Here is a 17,755-nt window from a genome sequence, read left to right as displayed (position 1 = left end):
TATGTTCTATGAATTTGATTGGAGCTCCATCGCCCCAAGTTGGCCATTTCTTCTTGATGGGTTAGTCGTCACCGCTAAAATTACCATTACGGCTATTGTCGTGGGGATATTGTGGGGAACGGTTCTCGCCGTGATGCGTCTATCTACTTTTAAACCTATCAGTTGGTTCGCTGCACTGTACGTAAATACGTTCCGCTCTATCCCATTAGTCATGGTATTGTTGTGGTTCTATCTGATTGTGCCTAACTTAGTCCAAAATGTTCTAGGCATATCACCAAAAAGTGATATCCGTTTAATTTCAGCAATGGTAGCCTTCTCGCTTTTTGAAGCCGCCTACTACTCTGAGATTATTCGAGCAGGTATTCAGAGTATTTCACGAGGCCAAGCATCTGCCGCACTTGCACTGGGCATGACGCATATGCAAACAATGAGGTTAGTCATCTTGCCTCAAGCCTTTAAAGCGATGATCCCTCTGTTATTAACACAAGGCATTGTGCTATTTCAGGATTCATCATTAGTTTATGTACTGAGTTTGACGGATTTCTTCCGTACGGCAACCAATATTGGTGAGCGTGATGGTACACAAGTAGAAATGATATTGTTTGCAGGTTTCGTGTACTTTATTATCAGTTTCGGCGCTTCAATGCTGGTGAATTATCTTAAGAAAAGGACTGTTACATGATTACCCTGAAAAATATCTCTAAATGGTATGGCCAGTTTCAGGTACTCACAGACTGTACAACTGAAGTCAAAAAAGGCGAAGTCGTGGTTGTCTGTGGACCATCAGGCTCTGGTAAATCCACATTAATAAAAACAGTGAATGGCCTTGAGCCAGTTCAACAGGGTGAAATTTTTGTAAATGGTATCCAAGTCAATGATAAAAAAACTGATTTGGCAAAACTTCGCTCTAAAGTTGGCATGGTATTCCAACACTTTGAGCTATTCCCGCATCTTTCTATTATAGAAAATTTAACACTGGCCCAAGTAAAGGTGCTAAATAGAAATAAAAAAGAGGCTGAAGCAAAAGGGTTGAAATTACTCGAACGCGTTGGGCTAGCAAGCCATGCAAATAAGTTTCCTTCCCAGCTTTCGGGTGGGCAGCAGCAGCGTGTGGCAATTGCTCGAGCCTTGTGTATGGATCCTGTTGCAATGTTATTTGACGAGCCAACATCAGCACTTGACCCTGAAATGATCAATGAAGTGCTTGATGTTATGGTCGAATTAGCAAACGAGGGTATGACTATGATGGTCGTTACCCACGAAATGGGTTTCGCTAAGAAAGTCGCTAACCGTGTGATTTTTATGGATGAAGGAAAGATTGTTGAAGACAGTAAAAAAGAAGACTTTTTTGCTAATCCGCAATCTGATAGAGCTAAAGATTTCCTCGCGAAAATACTGCATTAATTATTGCAAGCCATAGGGAGAGACTACCTCTCTATGGCCGCCCCCTGCACGACACTCTTATACCTTTCTATTTTGTTTTATCTAAATATTTGTTGCCCGACAATACATACAGATATAGATTAAAAACCCAATTAATATCAATCTAATAATCTAAGCCTCATGATGAAAAATGATCAACAAATAACAATTACCCCTTTACAAGACGATACGGTTCTGGATGTTTCTGCCTGTAATTTTAATGTGATGATAACTGATGAGTTACTCCATCCCTATGACGATATAAACAGGAAAAAAGCGATTAAGCCCTACCTAAAGGATTATCATTTCTCTCCAGAGCAGTGGTTGAATGAACAAGAAAGTTTAGGTGTTTTATATGTTGCGAAATTGGGGGATAAAACGATTGGCTATGCCTGTGCAAGTCTTTGCTGGAATGGAATGGCTCAACTTGATGAATTGGCCATCGATGAGCCATATAGAGGTAAAGGTATCGCCAAACAATTACTAGAAAAAATTGAAGCTTGGGCAACCGACAATGGTTTACATCACATCAGATTAGAATCTCAATCTACGAATACCACAGCCGCTAAGTTCTATCACAAACACGGTTTTCGCATTCATGGTTATGATAAAGCGCTCTATTTATGCACGGAAAATGCCCATGAAGTCGCATTATTTTGGTATAAAACATTATAAACATTAGCGTTCAATGTTTACTTTTATAAATAAGTTGACCAACAACACCTCCCTCTCTTTCGGAAGATGTCTTCCATCCATCACATTGACCGATGCAAAATCAAAGGGAGAGACACCTTCAATGCAAGCAACCTTTACTCCATACTCTTGTGGGGTTGAGCGTCTTTGATGAAAAGTATAAATTCCGCAGATTGAATAAAAAGAGGGCGGCTTGCTTTGTGTTAAAACGATATTCCGTTAGTTTATCTTTTCCTTCTAAAATAGTGTCTCTGACAAGAGCGCAAAGATTACGATTGCCCCACGCATTCGGCAAAAAGGGCAGTGACATCTTCTTGCTGTGTTATATCTATCAGTCAACGCAACCTTAAATTTCACTGTACCACAATGGCTCTGAACTTGTTTTTCAATCACAACGCCCTCCCTAATAGCATAGGCAAAAATGAAATCAGTGGATTAAGGTACTCAAACAACTCAAATAGGTTTTGTTAATTGATATAATTTATTGATGCTTTTTTATGTTTCTAGGGGATCTTTGCACTTTAGTGCTAATAAAATAGAGTGAATAAATACCCCTCCCTATGTATTGCCCAATATTTGCTGGCTTTTTGAGTTTTTTTGCGTGAAACACTACCAATCTTACTGTTTTTTAGTTAAGTTTGATGCTCATCGGAATAAAATATTCTGACACCGCCCCCCAAAAACAATATCCAGCTTTCCCCGTCGGTTCAGCTAATCAACTATTGTTGTTTTAGGGTAGGATCCGCTATGCTATGCGGATCTAACTTATAGAAAGACATTAACGCTACTGAGTAGCATTTATTCACCATAGGATTATCGGTGCCATGCAAGAACAATATCGTCCAGAAGATATAGAGCCAAAAGTACAGCGTCACTGGGATGAAAAAGCCACATTTAAAGTGACAGAAGACAACAGCAAAGAGAAATACTACTGCCTGTCCATGCTACCTTACCCTTCTGGTCGACTACACATGGGCCATGTGCGCAACTACACTATGGGTGATGTGATCTCCCGTTATCAACGCCTATTAGGTAAAAACGTTTTACAACCAATCGGTTGGGATGCGTTTGGCTTACCTGCTGAAGGCGCGGCTGTCAAAAATAAAACAGCACCTGCACCATGGACCTATGCCAATATCGATTACATGAAAGGCCAGTTAAAAATGCTGGGCTTTGGCTACGATTGGGATCGCGAAGTTACCACTTGTACGCCTGAATACTATCGTTGGGAACAATGGTTCTTTACTAAGCTCTATGAAAAAGGCTTAGTCTACAAAAAAACCTCTGCTGTAAACTGGTGTCCACATGATTTAACCGTACTCGCCAACGAACAGGTTATCGATGGCTGCTGCTGGCGCTGTGATACGCCCGTCGAGCGTAAAGAAATTCCTCAATGGTTTATTAAAATCACCGATTATGCTGAAGAGTTGCTAAACGATCTTGATAAGCTTGATGATTGGCCTGAGCAAGTCAAAACCATGCAACGTAACTGGATTGGGCGCTCTGAGGGTGTCGAAATCACCTTTAACGTTGCCGATCGTGATGACAAATTAACCGTATATACCACTCGCCCTGATACTTTCATGGGTGCAACTTATGTGGCGGTTGCTGCGGGTCACCCATTAGCACTCGAAGCCGCAGAAAAAAATGCCGAATTAGCCAACTTTATCGATGAATGCCGTAATACCAAAACAGCCGAAGCTGATATGGCGACCATGGATAAAAAAGGGATGCCAACTGGCCTTTATGTTATTCATCCACTCACCCAAGAAAAATTACCTATCTGGGTAGCCAACTTTGTGTTGATGGAATATGGCACCGGTGCGGTGATGGCTGTACCTGCTCACGACCAACGTGACTGGGAGTTTGCCCATAAATATAACCTGCCACTAAAAGTGGTTATTGCCGACGCTGAAGGCAATGAGCCTGATATTTCTCAAGAAGCGATGACTGAAAAATTTGCATTGATCAACTCAGGCGAATTTAGCGGCTTAGATAATACCGCTGGCTTCAATGCTATCGCAGACAAATTAGTCGCTATCGGCGTGGGTCAACGTAAAGTGAACTACCGTTTACGTGACTGGGGTGTTTCTCGCCAACGCTACTGGGGCGCACCAATTCCAATGGCAACATTAGAAGATGGCACAGTTGTTCCTGTTCCTGAAGATCAACTGCCAGTGATTTTGCCAGAAGATGTCGAAATGGACGGTATCACCAGCCCAATTAAAGCGGATCCAGAATGGGCGAAAACCACCATCAATGGTCAGCCAGCTTTACGTGAAACCGATACCTTTGACACCTTTATGGAGTCATCTTGGTACTATGCTCGTTACACTTGCCCTCAATTTGATGAAGGCATGTTGGATCCGGCTGCTGCGAATTACTGGTTACCAGTGGACCAATACATTGGTGGTATTGAACACGCCATCATGCACTTAATGTATTTCCGTTTCTTCCACAAATTGATGCGTGATGCAGGTCTAGTCAACTCAGATGAACCAGCAAAACGCCTATTATGTCAAGGTATGGTACTGGCAGATGCCTTCTACTATACCGGCAGTGATGGTCAGCGTGTTTGGGTTTCGCCAAGTGATGTCACTGTAGAGCGTGACGACAAAAACCGTATTATCAAAGCCGTTGATACCGAAGGACATGAGCTGGTTTATACTGGCATGAGCAAAATGTCTAAGTCGAAAAACAATGGTATTGACCCACAGTTGATGGTTGAAAAATACGGTGCCGATACTGTTCGCCTATTTATGATGTTTGCGGCACCACCAGAGCTAACCCTTGAATGGCAAGAGTCTAGCGTCGAAGGGGCAAACCGTTTTGTCCGTCGTGTATGGCGTATCGTTCATGAGCACTCACAAAAAGGGGCAACTCAGCCGCTTGATGTCAGCACATTAACGACAGAGCAGAAAGACTTACGTCGCGACTTACATAAAACCATTGCTAAAGTGACCGATGATTTTGACCGTCGCTATGCGTTTAACACTGCGATTGCCGCTATCATGGAGTTCATGAACAAATTAGTTCGTGCACCACAAGAGACCGAACAAGATCGTGCATTGATGCAAGAGTCACTTGAAGCGATCACCTTGATGCTGTCACCTATTATTCCACATGCATGTTTCGAAATGTGGAAAGCATTAGGTCACACCGATGATGTCGATTTTGCAAGCTGGCCTGTCGCTGACGAAAAAGCCATGGTTGATGACACTAAATTAGTCGTTATCCAAGTTAATGGTAAAGTGCGTGGTCGTATCACTGTACCTGCTGATGCAGTGCAAGACTTTGTGTTAGATATGGCAACAAAAGAGTATAGCGTCTCGAAATACCTCGAAGGCGTTACTATTCGTAAAGTAATTTATGTACCAGGTAAATTACTAAACTTGGTTGTTGGCTGATAAGGAGGCCAGGTGCGCTATCTGATAACTTTATTACTGAGCCTGTCGGTGCTAGTCACCGCAGGTTGCGGTTTTCGCCTTCAAGGAACGACACAGATCCCTGAGGAACTGAAGACGTTACAGTTAAGTTCTAATGCACCTTATAGCTCTCTAACCAGAGCCGTTAGGGAGCAACTCAGACTCAATAATGTGACGCTTGTTGAAAATGGCAGCGCTGATATCCCAATTTTAAAAATTACGGGATCGTCAGAAAAAACAGAAACCGTATCGATTTACCAAGATGGTAAAGCGGCAGAGAAACAATTGACCTTTGTGCTCAATGCTCAGGTCATGATGCCAAATGGTTCGGTTTACCCGTTACAAAGCCAAGTTGAGCGTACTTTCTTTGATAACCCATTAGAAGCTCTTGCAAAAGATGCTGAAAATGAATTGGTTAAACAAGAGATGCGGGAACAAGCAGCGCGGATATTAGTCCGTAAACTGTTAATTGTTCATACTGCCGAACTTGAGAAAGCTAACGCTAAAGCTGTTGTTCCTGTTGTTGAACCATAATGATCCGTATCTATCCTGAACAGTTGGCCTCTCAGTTACAAGAGTCTCTGAGAGGCCGCTATTTAATCTGGGGCAATGAGCCCCTATTAATTCAAGAAAGCCAAGATGCCATCCGAAAAACGGCTCAAACTCAAGGGTTTGAAGAGCATTTCACCTTTTCACTTGAACAGCACACTGATTGGGACGAAATATTCAGCCTCTGCCAAGCCCTGAGCCTATTTACAAGCCGTCAATCACTGACGTTGATCCTGCCAGAAAATGGCCCTAGTGCTGCCATGGCGGAAAAGCTGATTCAATTATCTCAACTTCTTCACCCGGATATCCTGCTATTGCTTCGCGGGCAAAAACTCACCAAAGCACAAGAAAACAGTGCTTGGTTTAAAGCTATCAGCCATGAAGCTGTCTATATCAGTTGTCTAACGCCTGAATATCAGCGCCTACCTCAATGGGTTGCAAAACGGGCGCACAATATGCAGCTCTCTTTAGAAACAGAGGCCAACCAACTCCTTTGCTACTGTTATGAAGGGAATTTACTCGCGTTGGCACAAGCACTTGAGCGATTATCGCTACTCTACCCCGATGGTAAATTAACCTTGCCACGTGTCGAAACTGCCGTGAATGATGCTGCACATTTTACGCCGTATCATTGGGTTGATGCCTTATTAGCCGGCAAATCACGGCGCGCTTGGCATATTCTCGAACAGCTTCAACGTGAAGATACTGAAACGGTCATCCTCTTACGGGCTATCCAACGTGAATTAATGCTACTACTGACATTAAAACGCCAATCGGTTACCACGCCATTAAAAACCTTGTTTGATCAGCATAAGATTTGGCAAAGCCGCCGACCATTATTGAGCGCAGCATTACAACGTCTAAGCTTACATCAATTACAATCCGCACTTTTGTTGCTAACACAAGCAGAGCTACATGCCAAACAAGACTTTAGCCACTCGGTGTGGCCTGACCTACAATCCTTGTCTATGTTAGTATGTACCAAAGCCTTACCAGAGAGTTTTATCCATGACCTTTAAGACCAAAGGCCTTCAAGCGTTATTTGGTGGGACATTTGACCCGATACATTATGGCCATCTACGTCCAGTAGAAGCATTAGCCAAGCAAGTTGGCTTACAAAAAGTGATTTTGTTGCCAAATCATGTGCCGCCACACCGACCTCAACCAGAAGCTAGCCCAGCTCAACGATTAGATATGGTACGTCTAGCGATACAAGATAACCCGCTGTTTACCATCGATACCAGAGAGCTTGAGCGTAATAGCCCATCCTACACGATAGAAACCTTAACCTCATTACGTACTGAGATGGGGCCAGAGCAGCCGTTAGCATTCATTATTGGTCAAGATTCGTTATTGTCGATCCATACATGGAATGGTTGGGAACAGCTGTTGGATAAATGCCATTTATTAGTTTGCTCACGCCCCGGTTATGCGACCAATTTCAGTGAGCCGCAAATGCAAGCATGGTTAAAAAAACACAAAACAGAGGATACCAATAAGCTGAGCCAAGCACCGAACGGCTATATTTTCCTTGGTGATACGCCACTCATTGATATTTCAGCCACCGAAATCCGTCATAGCTTAAGTGCCGGCCATCTAAATGATGATTTGATCCCCGCTTCTGTCATGGCTTATATCAAACAGCAGCACCTCTATCAAAATTGAAGTAATGCTCTGATTTTTTCACATCCCGGATATGGTGATAAGTAAAGTTGCTCACTGATATAACTATCAGGGTATTGAGTGAGCAACTGCAATATCATCGATAACGGATTATTAATAGAAAGATAACCCGCTTGATAATCATTGATTAGCCACCCCAAACGGACTTTTTCATCTCTTGTCGCTTTATATTTAAAATAGCCTTGTATATGTTGAAGCGCATTGACTTGTAACTTGCGAGCTGGTGTTGTGGCTAAAATATCCAGTAGTTGATGACGATATTGGGTGTAAACCTCAGTGAGTTCGCTATTTTTTTGAATACCCGCCACAAATTTACCTGTTGCTTTATATCCCTTCGGGGAATAAGCCATCAATAAATATTTATGACGACTGTGAAAACAAATAATTTGGTGGTGCGTTAAATTCTTAGCTAATTGCGTTAATCGATATCCGGTATACAGTTGAATAAAAAACCGATCGAGATGCTCTGGACATGACCATTCATGCGTAGTTAACAGTGGTGTGTTTTCAGGAAGTTGTTCAAGGAGTTGCTGACGAGCTCCCTCATCACAAATTACCCCTTGATATGCAAACTTTATCTCTGTCAGGGCCGTAATGGGAATCAACTTAATATGTGACTCCGTTAATGAGGTGATATCCTCGGCAGGAAATTCAACATCCCCAAACAGAACAACATTAAACATTATTGATTCCACGCATGGCTCCTTTGCTTTGTGAGATAAAATTCACGATAGCTGATTATTGATTTATCACTTTGTAAAGTTTGTACAAATTTCTTGCCCTGAACGCCAGTTATTCATATAAATCACACACCTTAAGGAATATAAAATAATTTAGCCGATTTTTCTGAAAATCTAGGGTAAAATGTTCCTGCCTTAACAGGTATATTACAAACAGTGTTTAACGTTATACCCGTCATACTTCGAGTTGTCTCCTAATTAGTGGCGCCAATAGCTTCTAAGGGATAGCTACTGGCATTATGTATTGGCTGAGTATAATTAGAATAAAAGGTGAACCTTTTGCAAGGAACTGAACTCCAACAATTTATTATCAATCAGCTTGACGATGCAAAAGCTGAAGATATCATCTCGATCGATGTTCATGGTAAATCAAGTATCACTGATCAAATGATCATCTGCACTGGGACATCAAGTCGTCACTTAATGTCTGTTGCAGACCGGTTAATTGAAGCTTGCCGTAAAAATGGCTTGCACCCACTCGGTGTTGAAGGCCAAGGGGTTTCTGACTGGATTGTGGTTGATCTTGGTGAAGCTATTGTTCATATCATGCAAGACGAAAGCCGTCGTATGTATGAACTTGAGAAACTCTGGAGCTGAGTTTGAAATTACAACTCATTGCTGTAGGTACAAAAATGCCGGACTGGGTTCAGACCGGCTTTATGGATTATCTCCATCGTTTCCCTAAAGATATGCCTTTCGAACTGATTGAGATCCCAGCAGGGAAACGCGGGAAAAACGCAGATATTAAACGCATTCTCGAGAAAGAAGGTGAACTGATGCTGGCAGCCGTCGGCAAAGGTAATCGGATTGTCACATTGGATATACCCGGTGAGAAGTGGGATACCCCAAAACTTGCTAACCAACTTGAAAATTGGAAACAAGATGGTCGCAATGTTAGCCTGCTCATCGGTGGCCCTGAAGGACTTGCACCTGCTTGTAAAGAAGCCGCCATGCAAAGTTGGTCATTATCTCCACTGACACTGCCCCACCCTCTTGTTAGAGTACTTGTTGCAGAAAGTCTTTATCGTGCGTGGAGTATTACGACTAACCACCCTTATCATCGGGAATAGTCAGTTTTTAATATGTTCAATATGGCAGTGGGATGAAAAATCAACGCACCCCTTTTCGCGACCATACAGCAGAATCAATGTTATTTATTCGCCGAGCATTAATTGCATTCGGCGTCATTGTGCTATTAACTGCTGTTCTTGTTACTAATCTCTATCATATACAAGTTGTTCGCCACGAGGATTATCAAACAAGATCGAATGATAACCGGATAAAACTCGTTCCCATTGCCCCTAGCCGCGGGATTATTTATGACCGCAATGGCAGACAATTAGCCTTAAATAGCACCTTTTACCAATTAGAAATTGTGCCTGAAAAAGTGGCCGATCTCCAAGACACGCTGGATAAACTGCGTGATGTCATCGGTCTAACCGATGAGGATATTGCTAACTTTGAAAAAGAGCGTAAACGCTCCCGCCGTTTTACCTCTATCCCCCTAAAAACACAGCTAAACGAAGTACAAGTAGCGCGCTTTGCCGTTAACCAATACCGTTTCCCTGGGCTTGAAGTAAAAAGCTACCAACGTCGCTCCTATCCTTATGGCTCGGCATTAACCCATGTCATTGGTTATGTTGCTAAGATCAACGATAAAGACGTAGAGCGCCTTGATAAAGAAGGAAAACTGCCTAACTATGCCGCCAGCCATGATATCGGTAAATTAGGCATCGAGCGCTACTATGAAGATGTGTTGCATGGGAAAACAGGCTATGAAGAGGTTGAAGTGAATAGCCGCGGGCGTGTTATCCGCCAGCTACATGAGCAACCGCCGCAAGCAGGCCGAGATATCTACTTAACTATCGATCTTGAACTGCAAATTTATATTGAAAAACTGCTGACAACGAGTCGTGCCGCGGTGGTTGTCACTGACCCGCGTAATGGTGAAATATTGGCATTGGTCTCTAACCCAAGCTATGACCCGAACTTATTTGTTAACGGTATATCAAACAAAGACTATCAAGCACTCTTAAACAACCCTGATAGGCCGTTAATTAACCGAACAACTCAAGGCCTTTATCCTCCCGCTTCAACCGTAAAACCTTTTATTTCGGTTGCGGCGTTAAGCGAAAAAGTGATTACCCCTTCAACGACTATCTTTGACCCAGGTTGGTGGCAGCTTCCAGGCTCTGAAAAACGCTATCGTGACTGGAAGCGTTGGGGGCATGGCAAATTAAATGTGGTGAAGTCAATCATTGAGTCTGCGGATACGTTCTTCTATCAAGTCGCCTATGATATGGGGATTGATAGAATATCCGATTGGATGAAGAAATTTGGCTTTGGCGATTATACTGGTATCGACCTTGCCGAAGAGCGAGCAGGTATTATGCCGACTCGAGAGTGGAAGCAAAAACGCTATAAAAAACCTTGGTATCAAGGGGATACTATACCTGTCGGCATTGGACAAGGCTACTGGACCGCAACGCCAATTCAAATGTCAAAAGCCTTGATGACACTCATCAATGACGGTCAAGTGAAAACCCCTCATTTATTGTATGGCACCAAGCTCGGCAATGCGATGGTGCCTTACGAAGATAAAGAGACGGCTCAGATTGGTGATATCCATTCAGGTTATTGGGAGCTCGCGAAGCAAGGAATGTACGGTGTCGCCAATGCACCAAACGGTACAGGAAGACGTAGTTTTATCGGCACGCCATATAAGGCAGCAGCGAAATCAGGAACTGCTCAGGTGTTTAGTTACGAAACCTATAACGCCAGCAAATTAGCCGAGCATTTACGCGATCATAAACTAATGATTGCCTATGCCCCCTACGATAAACCAACCGTTGCGGTCGCCATTATTTTAGAAAATGGTGGCTCTGGCCCTTCTGTTGGCGATATCGTTAGGCAAATATTTGACCATGTTTTATTAGGTGATAATAAAATAGAGGTTAATAGCGTACCAACAGGCACTGAGGAAGACCGTTAACACTATGACAGACGATAAGAAAAAATTATCACTCTCAGCGCGCCTGCACATCGATGTGCCTATGCTGTTAATTATTTTAGCGTTACTTGCTTACAGTGCGTTTATTATGTGGAGTGCTAACGGGCAAGACCCTGAAATGATGGAAAGAAAATTGGGGCAAATCGCTTCAGGATTTATCGTCATGATCATCATGGCACAAATTCCTCCGCGCCTATATGAAAACCTTGCCCCTCATTTATATATCTTTTGCGTTATTTTGCTAATTTTTGTCGATGTTTTCGGGCAAATCAGTAAAGGGGCACAACGGTGGCTCGATCTGGGGATTATCCGCTTCCAGCCTTCCGAAATTGCTAAAATAGCGGTTCCTTTGATGGTGGCACGCTTTATGAACCGAGACCTCTGTCCGCCATCACTAAAAAATACTATGATAGCGCTCGTGCTTATTTTTACGCCTACCTTGTTAGTTGCCGCCCAACCCGACCTTGGTACCTCTATCTTAGTTGCCGCATCGGGGATATTTGTGCTCTTTTTAGCAGGAATGAGCTGGCGTTTAATCACTATCGCCGCAACCGCCCTTGCCGCTTTTATTCCGCTATTGTGGTTTTTCTTGATGCATGATTACCAACGAACCCGCGTCATGATGCTACTCGACCCTGAAACCGACCCATTAGGCGCTGGCTATCATATTATCCAATCAAAAATCGCGATTGGTTCTGGGGGGCTGATGGGTAAAGGCTGGCTACATGGAACACAATCACAGCTTGAGTTTCTACCTGAGCGCCATACTGACTTTATTTTTGCCGTATTAGCGGAGGAGCTTGGCTTAATTGGTGTATTGGTCTTACTCGGCTTATATCTGTTACTGATCATGCGTGGGCTTTATATCGCAGCAAACGCACAAAACACCTTTGGTCGCGTCATGGCTGGTGGCTTAATGTTGATCCTCTTTGTTTATGTATTCGTTAATATTGGCATGGTTAGTGGTATCTTACCTGTGGTTGGAGTACCTCTACCGCTCGTCAGTTATGGGGGATCGGCACTGATTGTTTTAATGGCCGGATTCGGTATTATCATGTCTATTCATACACACAGAAAATTTCTTTCCAAGAGTTTATAAAAGAGGCTTAGTATGCGTTTTCAATGGATTATGCTTGGCATTACGACTGCATTGCTTAGTGGTTGTGTCACAGAAGAGAACATTAAGCAGCCTAGTAATGTACCGGCTGTACCTGCTCAAGACGTGCTTGGCGCAGAGCCTCATTATGAGCCTTTTCATCCAACAGCCAACAGTGACTATCAGCGTAACGGCCAGCAATACCAAATTGTTCGCGACGCATCGCAATTTTCACAAGTAGGTTATGCCTCTATCTTTGGTTCAGAGTCAGCAGGGAATATGACAGCAATTGGTGAGCGAGTTAACCCTATTGAATTAACAGCAGCCCACCCGACTTTACCTATTCCAAGCTATGTGCGTATCACTAACATGATGAATGGCCGAATGATGGTTGTTCGTGTGAATGATAGAGGCCCTTATACACAAGGCAAAAGCATCGCTGTTTCTCGCGCCGTTGCTGATCGCCTCAATTTAATGCCAACCACACGCATCAAAATTGATGCTATCCAAGTCGCTCAAGATGGCTCTCTATCAGGACCAGGTACGATTGGCTCAAACTTTGTTAAACAAAGTTATGCCCTGCCAGGGCGCCCTCAGCTAGGCTCCGGCCCGATGGGAACGCCTGTAATGGAAAATTTACCAACCCCTGAAAATGTGCTCCCCGTGAAACAGCCAACAGCCCCAATGGAGCCCGTTGTGCCTGAAAGCAGCTTAAAAACCCCTGAGCCAGAAGCCCCTCAAGCGACGCCAAGTACTCCTGCCGTTCCTGAAAGAGGTTATTTAGTTCAAGTTGGTGCTATCGGAAATCAAAGCAACGCCAAAACTATGTTGGAAAAATTGAAAAGTCAGTTTGGTGTTCCCGGCCGCTTACAGCCCTACAACAATATTTATCGTGTTCAATTAGGGCCATTTGCAGATAGGCAACAGGCTGTGGATCTACAAGGCCGAATTCAGGCTGAACTAAATCAAACGTCGATGGTTGTCGCTCCATAAGGTAGGTATTCATCACTATTCAAATTATCAGTACCAACAATAATGACGCCTCTTAACCTAAACATATCAAGGGGCTTTTTTATTTGCTCGATAACCGACTAGTAACTTGAAGTGTGATCTGTATAAAATATTGTAAAAACATTGGCGCAAGCATTAATCAATCCTTGTACTTTTGCTAAACTGCGCCTCCTTGTGTTAACCGAATTCCGGATGTAACAATACAAACATGAAAAATTTTGCCCCATCACGCACCCTTCGTCATACCTTGCTAGGTGCATCGCTACTTTTCACTATGACACAGGCAAATGCTAACGAGCCATTCCCAAATAGCCCTGTTCCAGCAGTACCTGAAATTGATGCAGAAGCCTATATCTTGATTGATTACAACTCAGGTAAAGTGCTTGCTGAAAAGAATGCGGATCAACGCCGTGACCCTGCGAGTTTGACTAAAATGATGACCAGCTATGTTATTGGTCAAGCGATCAAGTCAGGCAAAATCGGTGCAGAGGATATTGTCACTGTCAACGAAGATGCATGGGCAACAGGTAACCCAATATTTAAGGGTTCCTCATTAATGTTCCTGAAACCCGGCGACCGCGTGAGTGTTTCTCAATTAACTCGTGGAATTAACTTACAATCAGGTAACGATGCTTGTGTTGCCATGGCGGACTATGTCGCGGGTGACCAAGCGAATTTCATCCAATTGATGAATGGCTACGTCAGCAAACTGGGCTTACAAAATACCCATTTTCAAACCGTTCATGGTTTAGATGCTGAAGGCCAATATAGCTCAGCACGTGACATGGCATTACTCGGGCAGGCTCTGATACGTGATGTTCCCGATGAATATGCTATCTACAAAGAAAAAGAGTTCACTTTTAACAATATTCGCCAAACTAACCGTAATGGTTTGTTATGGGATAAAAGTCTCTCAGTTGATGGCATTAAAACAGGCCACACTAATGCTGCGGGGTATAATTTAGTTGCCTCCGCAACAGAGGGCCAAATGCGCCTTATTTCCGTCGTAATGGGCGGTAAAAGTATGAAAGGCCGTGATGCAGAAAGTAAAAAACTGCTCACGTATGGCTTCCGCTTTTATGAAACCGTCAAGCCGCTACAAGCGGGGGTTGAGTTTGCCTCCGAGCCTGTTTGGTTTGGTGATGAAAATAACGTTAAACTTGGGGTAACAGAAGATCTGTTCTTAACTATCCCTCGTGGACGTTTAAAAGATCTTAAAGCAAGCTATGATATCTCAACATCCGAGCTAGAAGCACCACTGAAAAAAGGGCAAGCAGTTGGAACTATTAATTTCCAACTTGATGGTAAAACCATCGAACAACGCCCTCTGGTCGTGCTGAAAGATGTGGAAGAAGGTGGCTTTTTCAGTCGTTTAATTGACTATATTAAGTTACTGTTCCATCGCTGGTTTGGCTAACCCTTGAATCAGATATATATCATCCCCATATAGTGTATATCTGAAAGTTTGAAGGGGGGAATCCCCCTTCAAACACTATTATTGTTATTAGGAGCGCCCATGAAAACGAAATTAAACGAACTACTTGAGTTCCCCTGCTCATTCACTTACAAAGTGATGGGATTAGCGGAGCCGGAGCTGGTTGATCAGGTCGTTGAAGTGGTTCAGCGCCATGCTCCGGGCGACTATTCTCCAGAAGTGAAGCCGAGTAGCAAAGGCAATTACCACTCCGTTTCGATTACCATTAATGCAACGCATATTGAGCAAATCGAAAAATTATATGAAGAGCTTGGTGCATTAGAGCGCGTTAGAATGGTTCTGTAATTCACTTTGTGTCTTATCAAAAATCGGGTGGCTTAAACCCACTCGGTTTTTTCCTAACGTCTTTTATGTTACTCCCCCCTATATAAAAACTTTCACCGTTTCTGGGTCCAAATACCCGCCTTTTTTTCCCGCTAGATAGCGTTACAGGTTACTTTGCATAGCACAAATAGATTGCGTCAACCCTCAATATAACATTTTCATAACATGACAAAACTGGCGATAACCCGCTACCAGCGTTATACTACTGGCACATTTCTAATGTGGATGTTAAAACATTGTCAGCACGAACCATTATTGTACGTCAATTAGGGCTTGCCCCTTATCAACGCGTTTCTGATGCGATGCACCAGTTCACTGAAAACCGCGACAAAGAGACCGCCGATGAGCTATGGCTTGTCGAACATCCTCGCGTCTTTACCCAAGGCCAAGCAGGTAAGGCTGAACATCTGCTCGCTCCCGGAGAGATCCCCGTGATCCAAAGTGATAGGGGCGGCCAAGTCACTTATCATGGCCCTGGTCAGCAAGTGATGTATGTCATGCTTGATCTCAAACGTAACAAGTTAGGCGTTCGCGATTTAGTCACGGCTCTTGAAACGACGGTTGTGAAGACACTTGCACATTACCAAATTGAAGCTTATCCACGCCCTGATGCCCCCGGCGTGTATATCAATGGTGATAAAGTTTGTTCGCTAGGTCTACGCATTCGAAAAGGTTGCTCTTTCCATGGATTAGCGCTCAATATCAATATGGATCTAGAACCTTTCAACCGCATCAACCCTTGTGGTTATTCGCAATTAAAGATGACACAGATGTGTCATTTCATTCCCAACCTGACATTACCAGATGTTCAACCCGTGCTAATTGAACAGTTCTGTGACACACTGGGATTTCATATTGTTCAATAATGATGCTATAATTTTTTAACATTTTTAAAAAAAATTTTAATGGATAAGTCACGGCTCCCATACTTTTATTCCTAGTATCAACTTATCCAATAACTCAAAAAGATAACTGGAACCGGTATAATTATGAGTAAACCAATTCAGATAGAACGCGGAATTAAATATCGTGACGCCGATAAAATGGCGCTGATCCCTGTTAAAAACGTTGTTACAGAACGTGAAGAGATTCTACGTAAGCCTGATTGGATGAAAATTAGGTTACCGGCTGACTCGACCCGTATTCAGGGGATCAAAGCCGCTATGCGCAAAAATGGCCTGCACTCTGTTTGTGAAGAGGCCTCTTGCCCTAACCTATCTGAATGTTTTAATCACGGTACAGCCACTTTTATGATCCTCGGTGCTATCTGTACACGCCGTTGCCCATTCTGTGATGTTGCCCATGGCCGCCCAAATGCACCCGATGCTAACGAGCCAGTTAAACTTGCTCAAACCATTAAAGATATGGGGCTTCGCTATGTCGTGATCACCTCGGTGGATCGTGACGATTTACGAGACGGCGGAGCACAGCACTTTGCAGATTGTATTAGCGCTATTCGTGAAAAAAGCCCCTCGATTAAAATCGAAACATTAGTGCCAGATTTTAGAGGCAGAATGGATCGTGCTTTAGAGATCTTGACCGAAACACCACCGGATGTATTTAACCATAACCTTGAGAATGTGCCGCGTCTTTATCGTCAAGTACGTCCCGGCGCAAATTATGATTGGTCATTAAAGCTACTTGAAAGGTTCAAAGAAGCGCATCCAGACATCCCAACCAAATCAGGTTTGATGGTTGGCTTAGGTGAAACTAACGAAGAAATTATTGAAGTAATGCGCGATTTGCGCCGTCATGGCGTTACCATGCTAACGCTTGGTCAGTACCTCCAACCAAGCCGCCATCACCTTCCGGTTAAGCGCTATGTTAGCCCTGCTGAATTTGATGAAATGAAAGAAGAGGCTATGGCGATGGGCTTTACCCACGCGGCTTGTGGTCCGTTCGTACGCTCATCTTACCATGCAGACCTACAAGCCAAAGGCGAAGAAGTTAAATAGTCACGACGTTTATCACCCTGTCTATCAAGCCTCGAAAATTCGAGGCTTTTTTATTTGTGCCCCCAAAATCTAAGAGGCAAATAAAACTCGCCCCAGATGAACTGGGGCGAGTTTAGAGGCTGTTCGTTTCTATTTGTTTAAATTACAGAGAGACAACGTTTACAGCAGATGGGCCTTTAGCACCTTCAGTGATTTCAAATTCAACTTTCTGACCTTCTGCTAGGGTTTTGAAACCTTCGCTCGCAATAGCAGAAAAGTGAACAAACACATCTTTGCTGCCATCTTCTGGAGTGATAAAACCGAAACCTTTAGACTCGTTGAACCACTTAACGTTACCTTTAACTTTAGACAT

At 43.3% G+C, this 17,755-nt stretch carries 18 protein-coding genes and 1 pseudogene; 16 read left to right on the top strand and 3 right to left on the bottom strand.

Annotated elements, in window-relative coordinates:
* The first annotated feature begins 1 nt into the window (after position 1).
* The 3 genes from gltK to PSE69_RS11755 all read left to right on the top strand — a co-directional run bounded on the left by gltK (position 2) and on the right by PSE69_RS11755 (position 2,097).
* Positions 2-682, top strand: coding sequence for a glutamate/aspartate ABC transporter permease GltK (gene gltK / locus PSE69_RS11765; RefSeq protein WP_004917639.1), 681 nt, complete (start codon positions 2-4; stop codon positions 680-682).
* Positions 679-1,404, top strand: coding sequence for an amino acid ABC transporter ATP-binding protein (locus PSE69_RS11760; protein WP_004917638.1), 726 nt, complete (start codon positions 679-681; stop codon positions 1,402-1,404). The genes gltK and PSE69_RS11760 overlap by 4 nt, the downstream gene beginning before the upstream one ends.
* A gap of 159 nt (positions 1,405-1,563) precedes the next feature.
* Positions 1,564-2,097: a GNAT family N-acetyltransferase gene (locus tag PSE69_RS11755; protein WP_040132900.1), complete on the top strand. Its 534-nt coding sequence runs from the start codon at positions 1,564-1,566 to the stop codon at positions 2,095-2,097.
* Positions 2,098-2,107: 10 nt separating this feature from the next.
* On the opposite strand, the pseudogene PSE69_RS11750 reads toward PSE69_RS11755, so the two are convergent.
* Positions 2,108-2,508 (bottom strand): annotated as a pseudogene (locus PSE69_RS11750) (GFA family protein).
* A 431-nt stretch (positions 2,509-2,939) separates the two neighbouring features.
* On the opposite strand from PSE69_RS11750, the gene leuS reads away from it, so the two are divergent.
* The 4 genes from leuS to nadD are packed head-to-tail and all read left to right on the top strand — an operon-like array spanning position 2,940 to position 7,754.
* Complete coding sequence (leuS, locus tag PSE69_RS11745) at positions 2,940-5,522, top strand: leucine--tRNA ligase (RefSeq protein WP_004917635.1); 2,583 nt, start codon at positions 2,940-2,942, stop codon at positions 5,520-5,522.
* Positions 5,523-5,534: 12 nt separating this feature from the next.
* The gene (lptE, locus tag PSE69_RS11740) at positions 5,535-6,074 is read left to right on the top strand and encodes an LPS assembly lipoprotein LptE (protein WP_014657715.1); all 540 of its coding nucleotides are present in this window, start codon (positions 5,535-5,537) and stop codon (positions 6,072-6,074) included.
* Positions 6,074-7,108 carry a DNA polymerase III subunit delta gene (holA, locus tag PSE69_RS11735; RefSeq protein ID WP_014657714.1) on the top strand — a complete coding sequence of 345 codons (1,035 nt, stop codon included), beginning with the start codon at positions 6,074-6,076 and terminating at the stop codon, positions 7,106-7,108. The genes lptE and holA overlap by 1 nt, the downstream gene beginning before the upstream one ends.
* Positions 7,098-7,754, top strand: a complete 657-nt coding sequence (gene nadD, locus PSE69_RS11730) for a nicotinate-nucleotide adenylyltransferase (RefSeq protein WP_053110339.1) — start codon at positions 7,098-7,100, stop codon at positions 7,752-7,754. Before holA ends, nadD begins: the two co-directional genes overlap by 11 nt.
* On the opposite strand, the gene PSE69_RS11725 is transcribed toward nadD, so the two are convergent.
* Complete coding sequence (locus PSE69_RS11725; protein WP_259465980.1) at positions 7,745-8,467, bottom strand: YbgA family protein; 723 nt, start codon at positions 8,465-8,467, stop codon at positions 7,745-7,747. The two genes, nadD and PSE69_RS11725, sit on opposite strands and share 10 nt — an antisense overlap.
* A gap of 315 nt (positions 8,468-8,782) precedes the next feature.
* Between PSE69_RS11725 and rsfS the strand changes: the two genes are divergently transcribed.
* The 9 genes from rsfS (at position 8,783) to lipA (ending at position 17,403) form a co-directional block, all read left to right on the top strand.
* A complete protein-coding gene (rsfS, locus tag PSE69_RS11720) occupies positions 8,783-9,109 on the top strand; it encodes a ribosome silencing factor (protein WP_004917626.1) in 327 nt (108 codons plus the stop codon).
* Positions 9,110-9,111: 2 nt separating this feature from the next.
* Positions 9,112-9,582: a 23S rRNA (pseudouridine(1915)-N(3))-methyltransferase RlmH gene (gene rlmH, locus PSE69_RS11715; protein ID WP_004917624.1), complete on the top strand. Its 471-nt coding sequence runs from the start codon at positions 9,112-9,114 to the stop codon at positions 9,580-9,582.
* A gap of 32 nt (positions 9,583-9,614) precedes the next feature.
* Positions 9,615-11,504, top strand: coding sequence for a peptidoglycan DD-transpeptidase MrdA (mrdA, locus tag PSE69_RS11710; protein ID WP_121874618.1), 1,890 nt, complete (start codon positions 9,615-9,617; stop codon positions 11,502-11,504).
* A gap of 4 nt (positions 11,505-11,508) precedes the next feature.
* Positions 11,509-12,621 carry a peptidoglycan glycosyltransferase MrdB gene (gene mrdB / locus PSE69_RS11705; protein WP_272675242.1) on the top strand — a complete coding sequence of 371 codons (1,113 nt, stop codon included), beginning with the start codon at positions 11,509-11,511 and terminating at the stop codon, positions 12,619-12,621.
* A gap of 12 nt (positions 12,622-12,633) precedes the next feature.
* Positions 12,634-13,611: an endolytic peptidoglycan transglycosylase RlpA gene (gene rlpA, locus PSE69_RS11700; protein ID WP_004917617.1), complete on the top strand. Its 978-nt coding sequence runs from the start codon at positions 12,634-12,636 to the stop codon at positions 13,609-13,611.
* A 226-nt stretch (positions 13,612-13,837) separates the two neighbouring features.
* Positions 13,838-15,046, top strand: a complete 1,209-nt coding sequence (gene dacA / locus PSE69_RS11695; protein WP_004917615.1) for a D-alanyl-D-alanine carboxypeptidase DacA — start codon at positions 13,838-13,840, stop codon at positions 15,044-15,046.
* A gap of 99 nt (positions 15,047-15,145) precedes the next feature.
* The gene (gene ybeD, locus PSE69_RS11690; protein ID WP_004917614.1) at positions 15,146-15,409 is read left to right on the top strand and encodes a DUF493 family protein YbeD; all 264 of its coding nucleotides are present in this window, start codon (positions 15,146-15,148) and stop codon (positions 15,407-15,409) included.
* 260 nt (positions 15,410-15,669) lie between these two features.
* Entirely contained in the window at positions 15,670-16,314 is a 645-nt protein-coding gene (gene lipB, locus PSE69_RS11685) for a lipoyl(octanoyl) transferase LipB (RefSeq protein WP_014657709.1), read from the top strand.
* 123 nt (positions 16,315-16,437) lie between these two features.
* Entirely contained in the window at positions 16,438-17,403 is a 966-nt protein-coding gene (gene lipA / locus PSE69_RS11680) for a lipoyl synthase (RefSeq protein ID WP_004917612.1), read from the top strand.
* 142 nt (positions 17,404-17,545) lie between these two features.
* On the opposite strand, the gene cspE is transcribed toward lipA, so the two are convergent.
* Complete coding sequence (gene cspE / locus PSE69_RS11675; RefSeq protein WP_014657708.1) at positions 17,546-17,755, bottom strand: transcription antiterminator/RNA stability regulator CspE; 210 nt, start codon at positions 17,753-17,755, stop codon at positions 17,546-17,548.

It is taken from the genome of Providencia sp. PROV122 (genome assembly GCF_028482365.1).
Lineage (GTDB): Bacteria > Pseudomonadota > Gammaproteobacteria > Enterobacterales > Enterobacteriaceae > Providencia > Providencia stuartii.
This window is presented reverse-complemented; position numbering and strand designations above follow the sequence as displayed.

Coding starts and splice junctions, on each gene's coding strand:
- dacA (WP_004917615.1), top strand. CDS start 13,838: ATGAAAAATTTTGCCCCATCACGCACCCTTCGTCATACCTTGCTAGGT.
- leuS (WP_004917635.1), top strand. CDS start 2,940: ATGCAAGAACAATATCGTCCAGAAGATATAGAGCCAAAAGTACAGCGT.
- ybeD (WP_004917614.1), top strand. CDS start 15,146: ATGAAAACGAAATTAAACGAACTACTTGAGTTCCCCTGCTCATTCACT.
- rlpA (WP_004917617.1), top strand. CDS start 12,634: ATGCGTTTTCAATGGATTATGCTTGGCATTACGACTGCATTGCTTAGT.
- gltK (WP_004917639.1), top strand. CDS start 2: ATGTTCTATGAATTTGATTGGAGCTCCATCGCCCCAAGTTGGCCATTT.
- lipA (WP_004917612.1), top strand. CDS start 16,438: ATGAGTAAACCAATTCAGATAGAACGCGGAATTAAATATCGTGACGCC.
- PSE69_RS11755 (WP_040132900.1), top strand. CDS start 1,564: ATGATGAAAAATGATCAACAAATAACAATTACCCCTTTACAAGACGAT.
- mrdB (WP_272675242.1), top strand. CDS start 11,509: ATGACAGACGATAAGAAAAAATTATCACTCTCAGCGCGCCTGCACATC.
- cspE (WP_014657708.1), bottom strand. CDS start 17,755: ATGTCTAAAGTTAAAGGTAACGTTAAGTGGTTCAACGAGTCTAAAGGT.
- nadD (WP_053110339.1), top strand. CDS start 7,098: ATGACCTTTAAGACCAAAGGCCTTCAAGCGTTATTTGGTGGGACATTT.
- PSE69_RS11760 (WP_004917638.1), top strand. CDS start 679: ATGATTACCCTGAAAAATATCTCTAAATGGTATGGCCAGTTTCAGGTA.
- holA (WP_014657714.1), top strand. CDS start 6,074: ATGATCCGTATCTATCCTGAACAGTTGGCCTCTCAGTTACAAGAGTCT.
- mrdA (WP_121874618.1), top strand. CDS start 9,615: ATGAAAAATCAACGCACCCCTTTTCGCGACCATACAGCAGAATCAATG.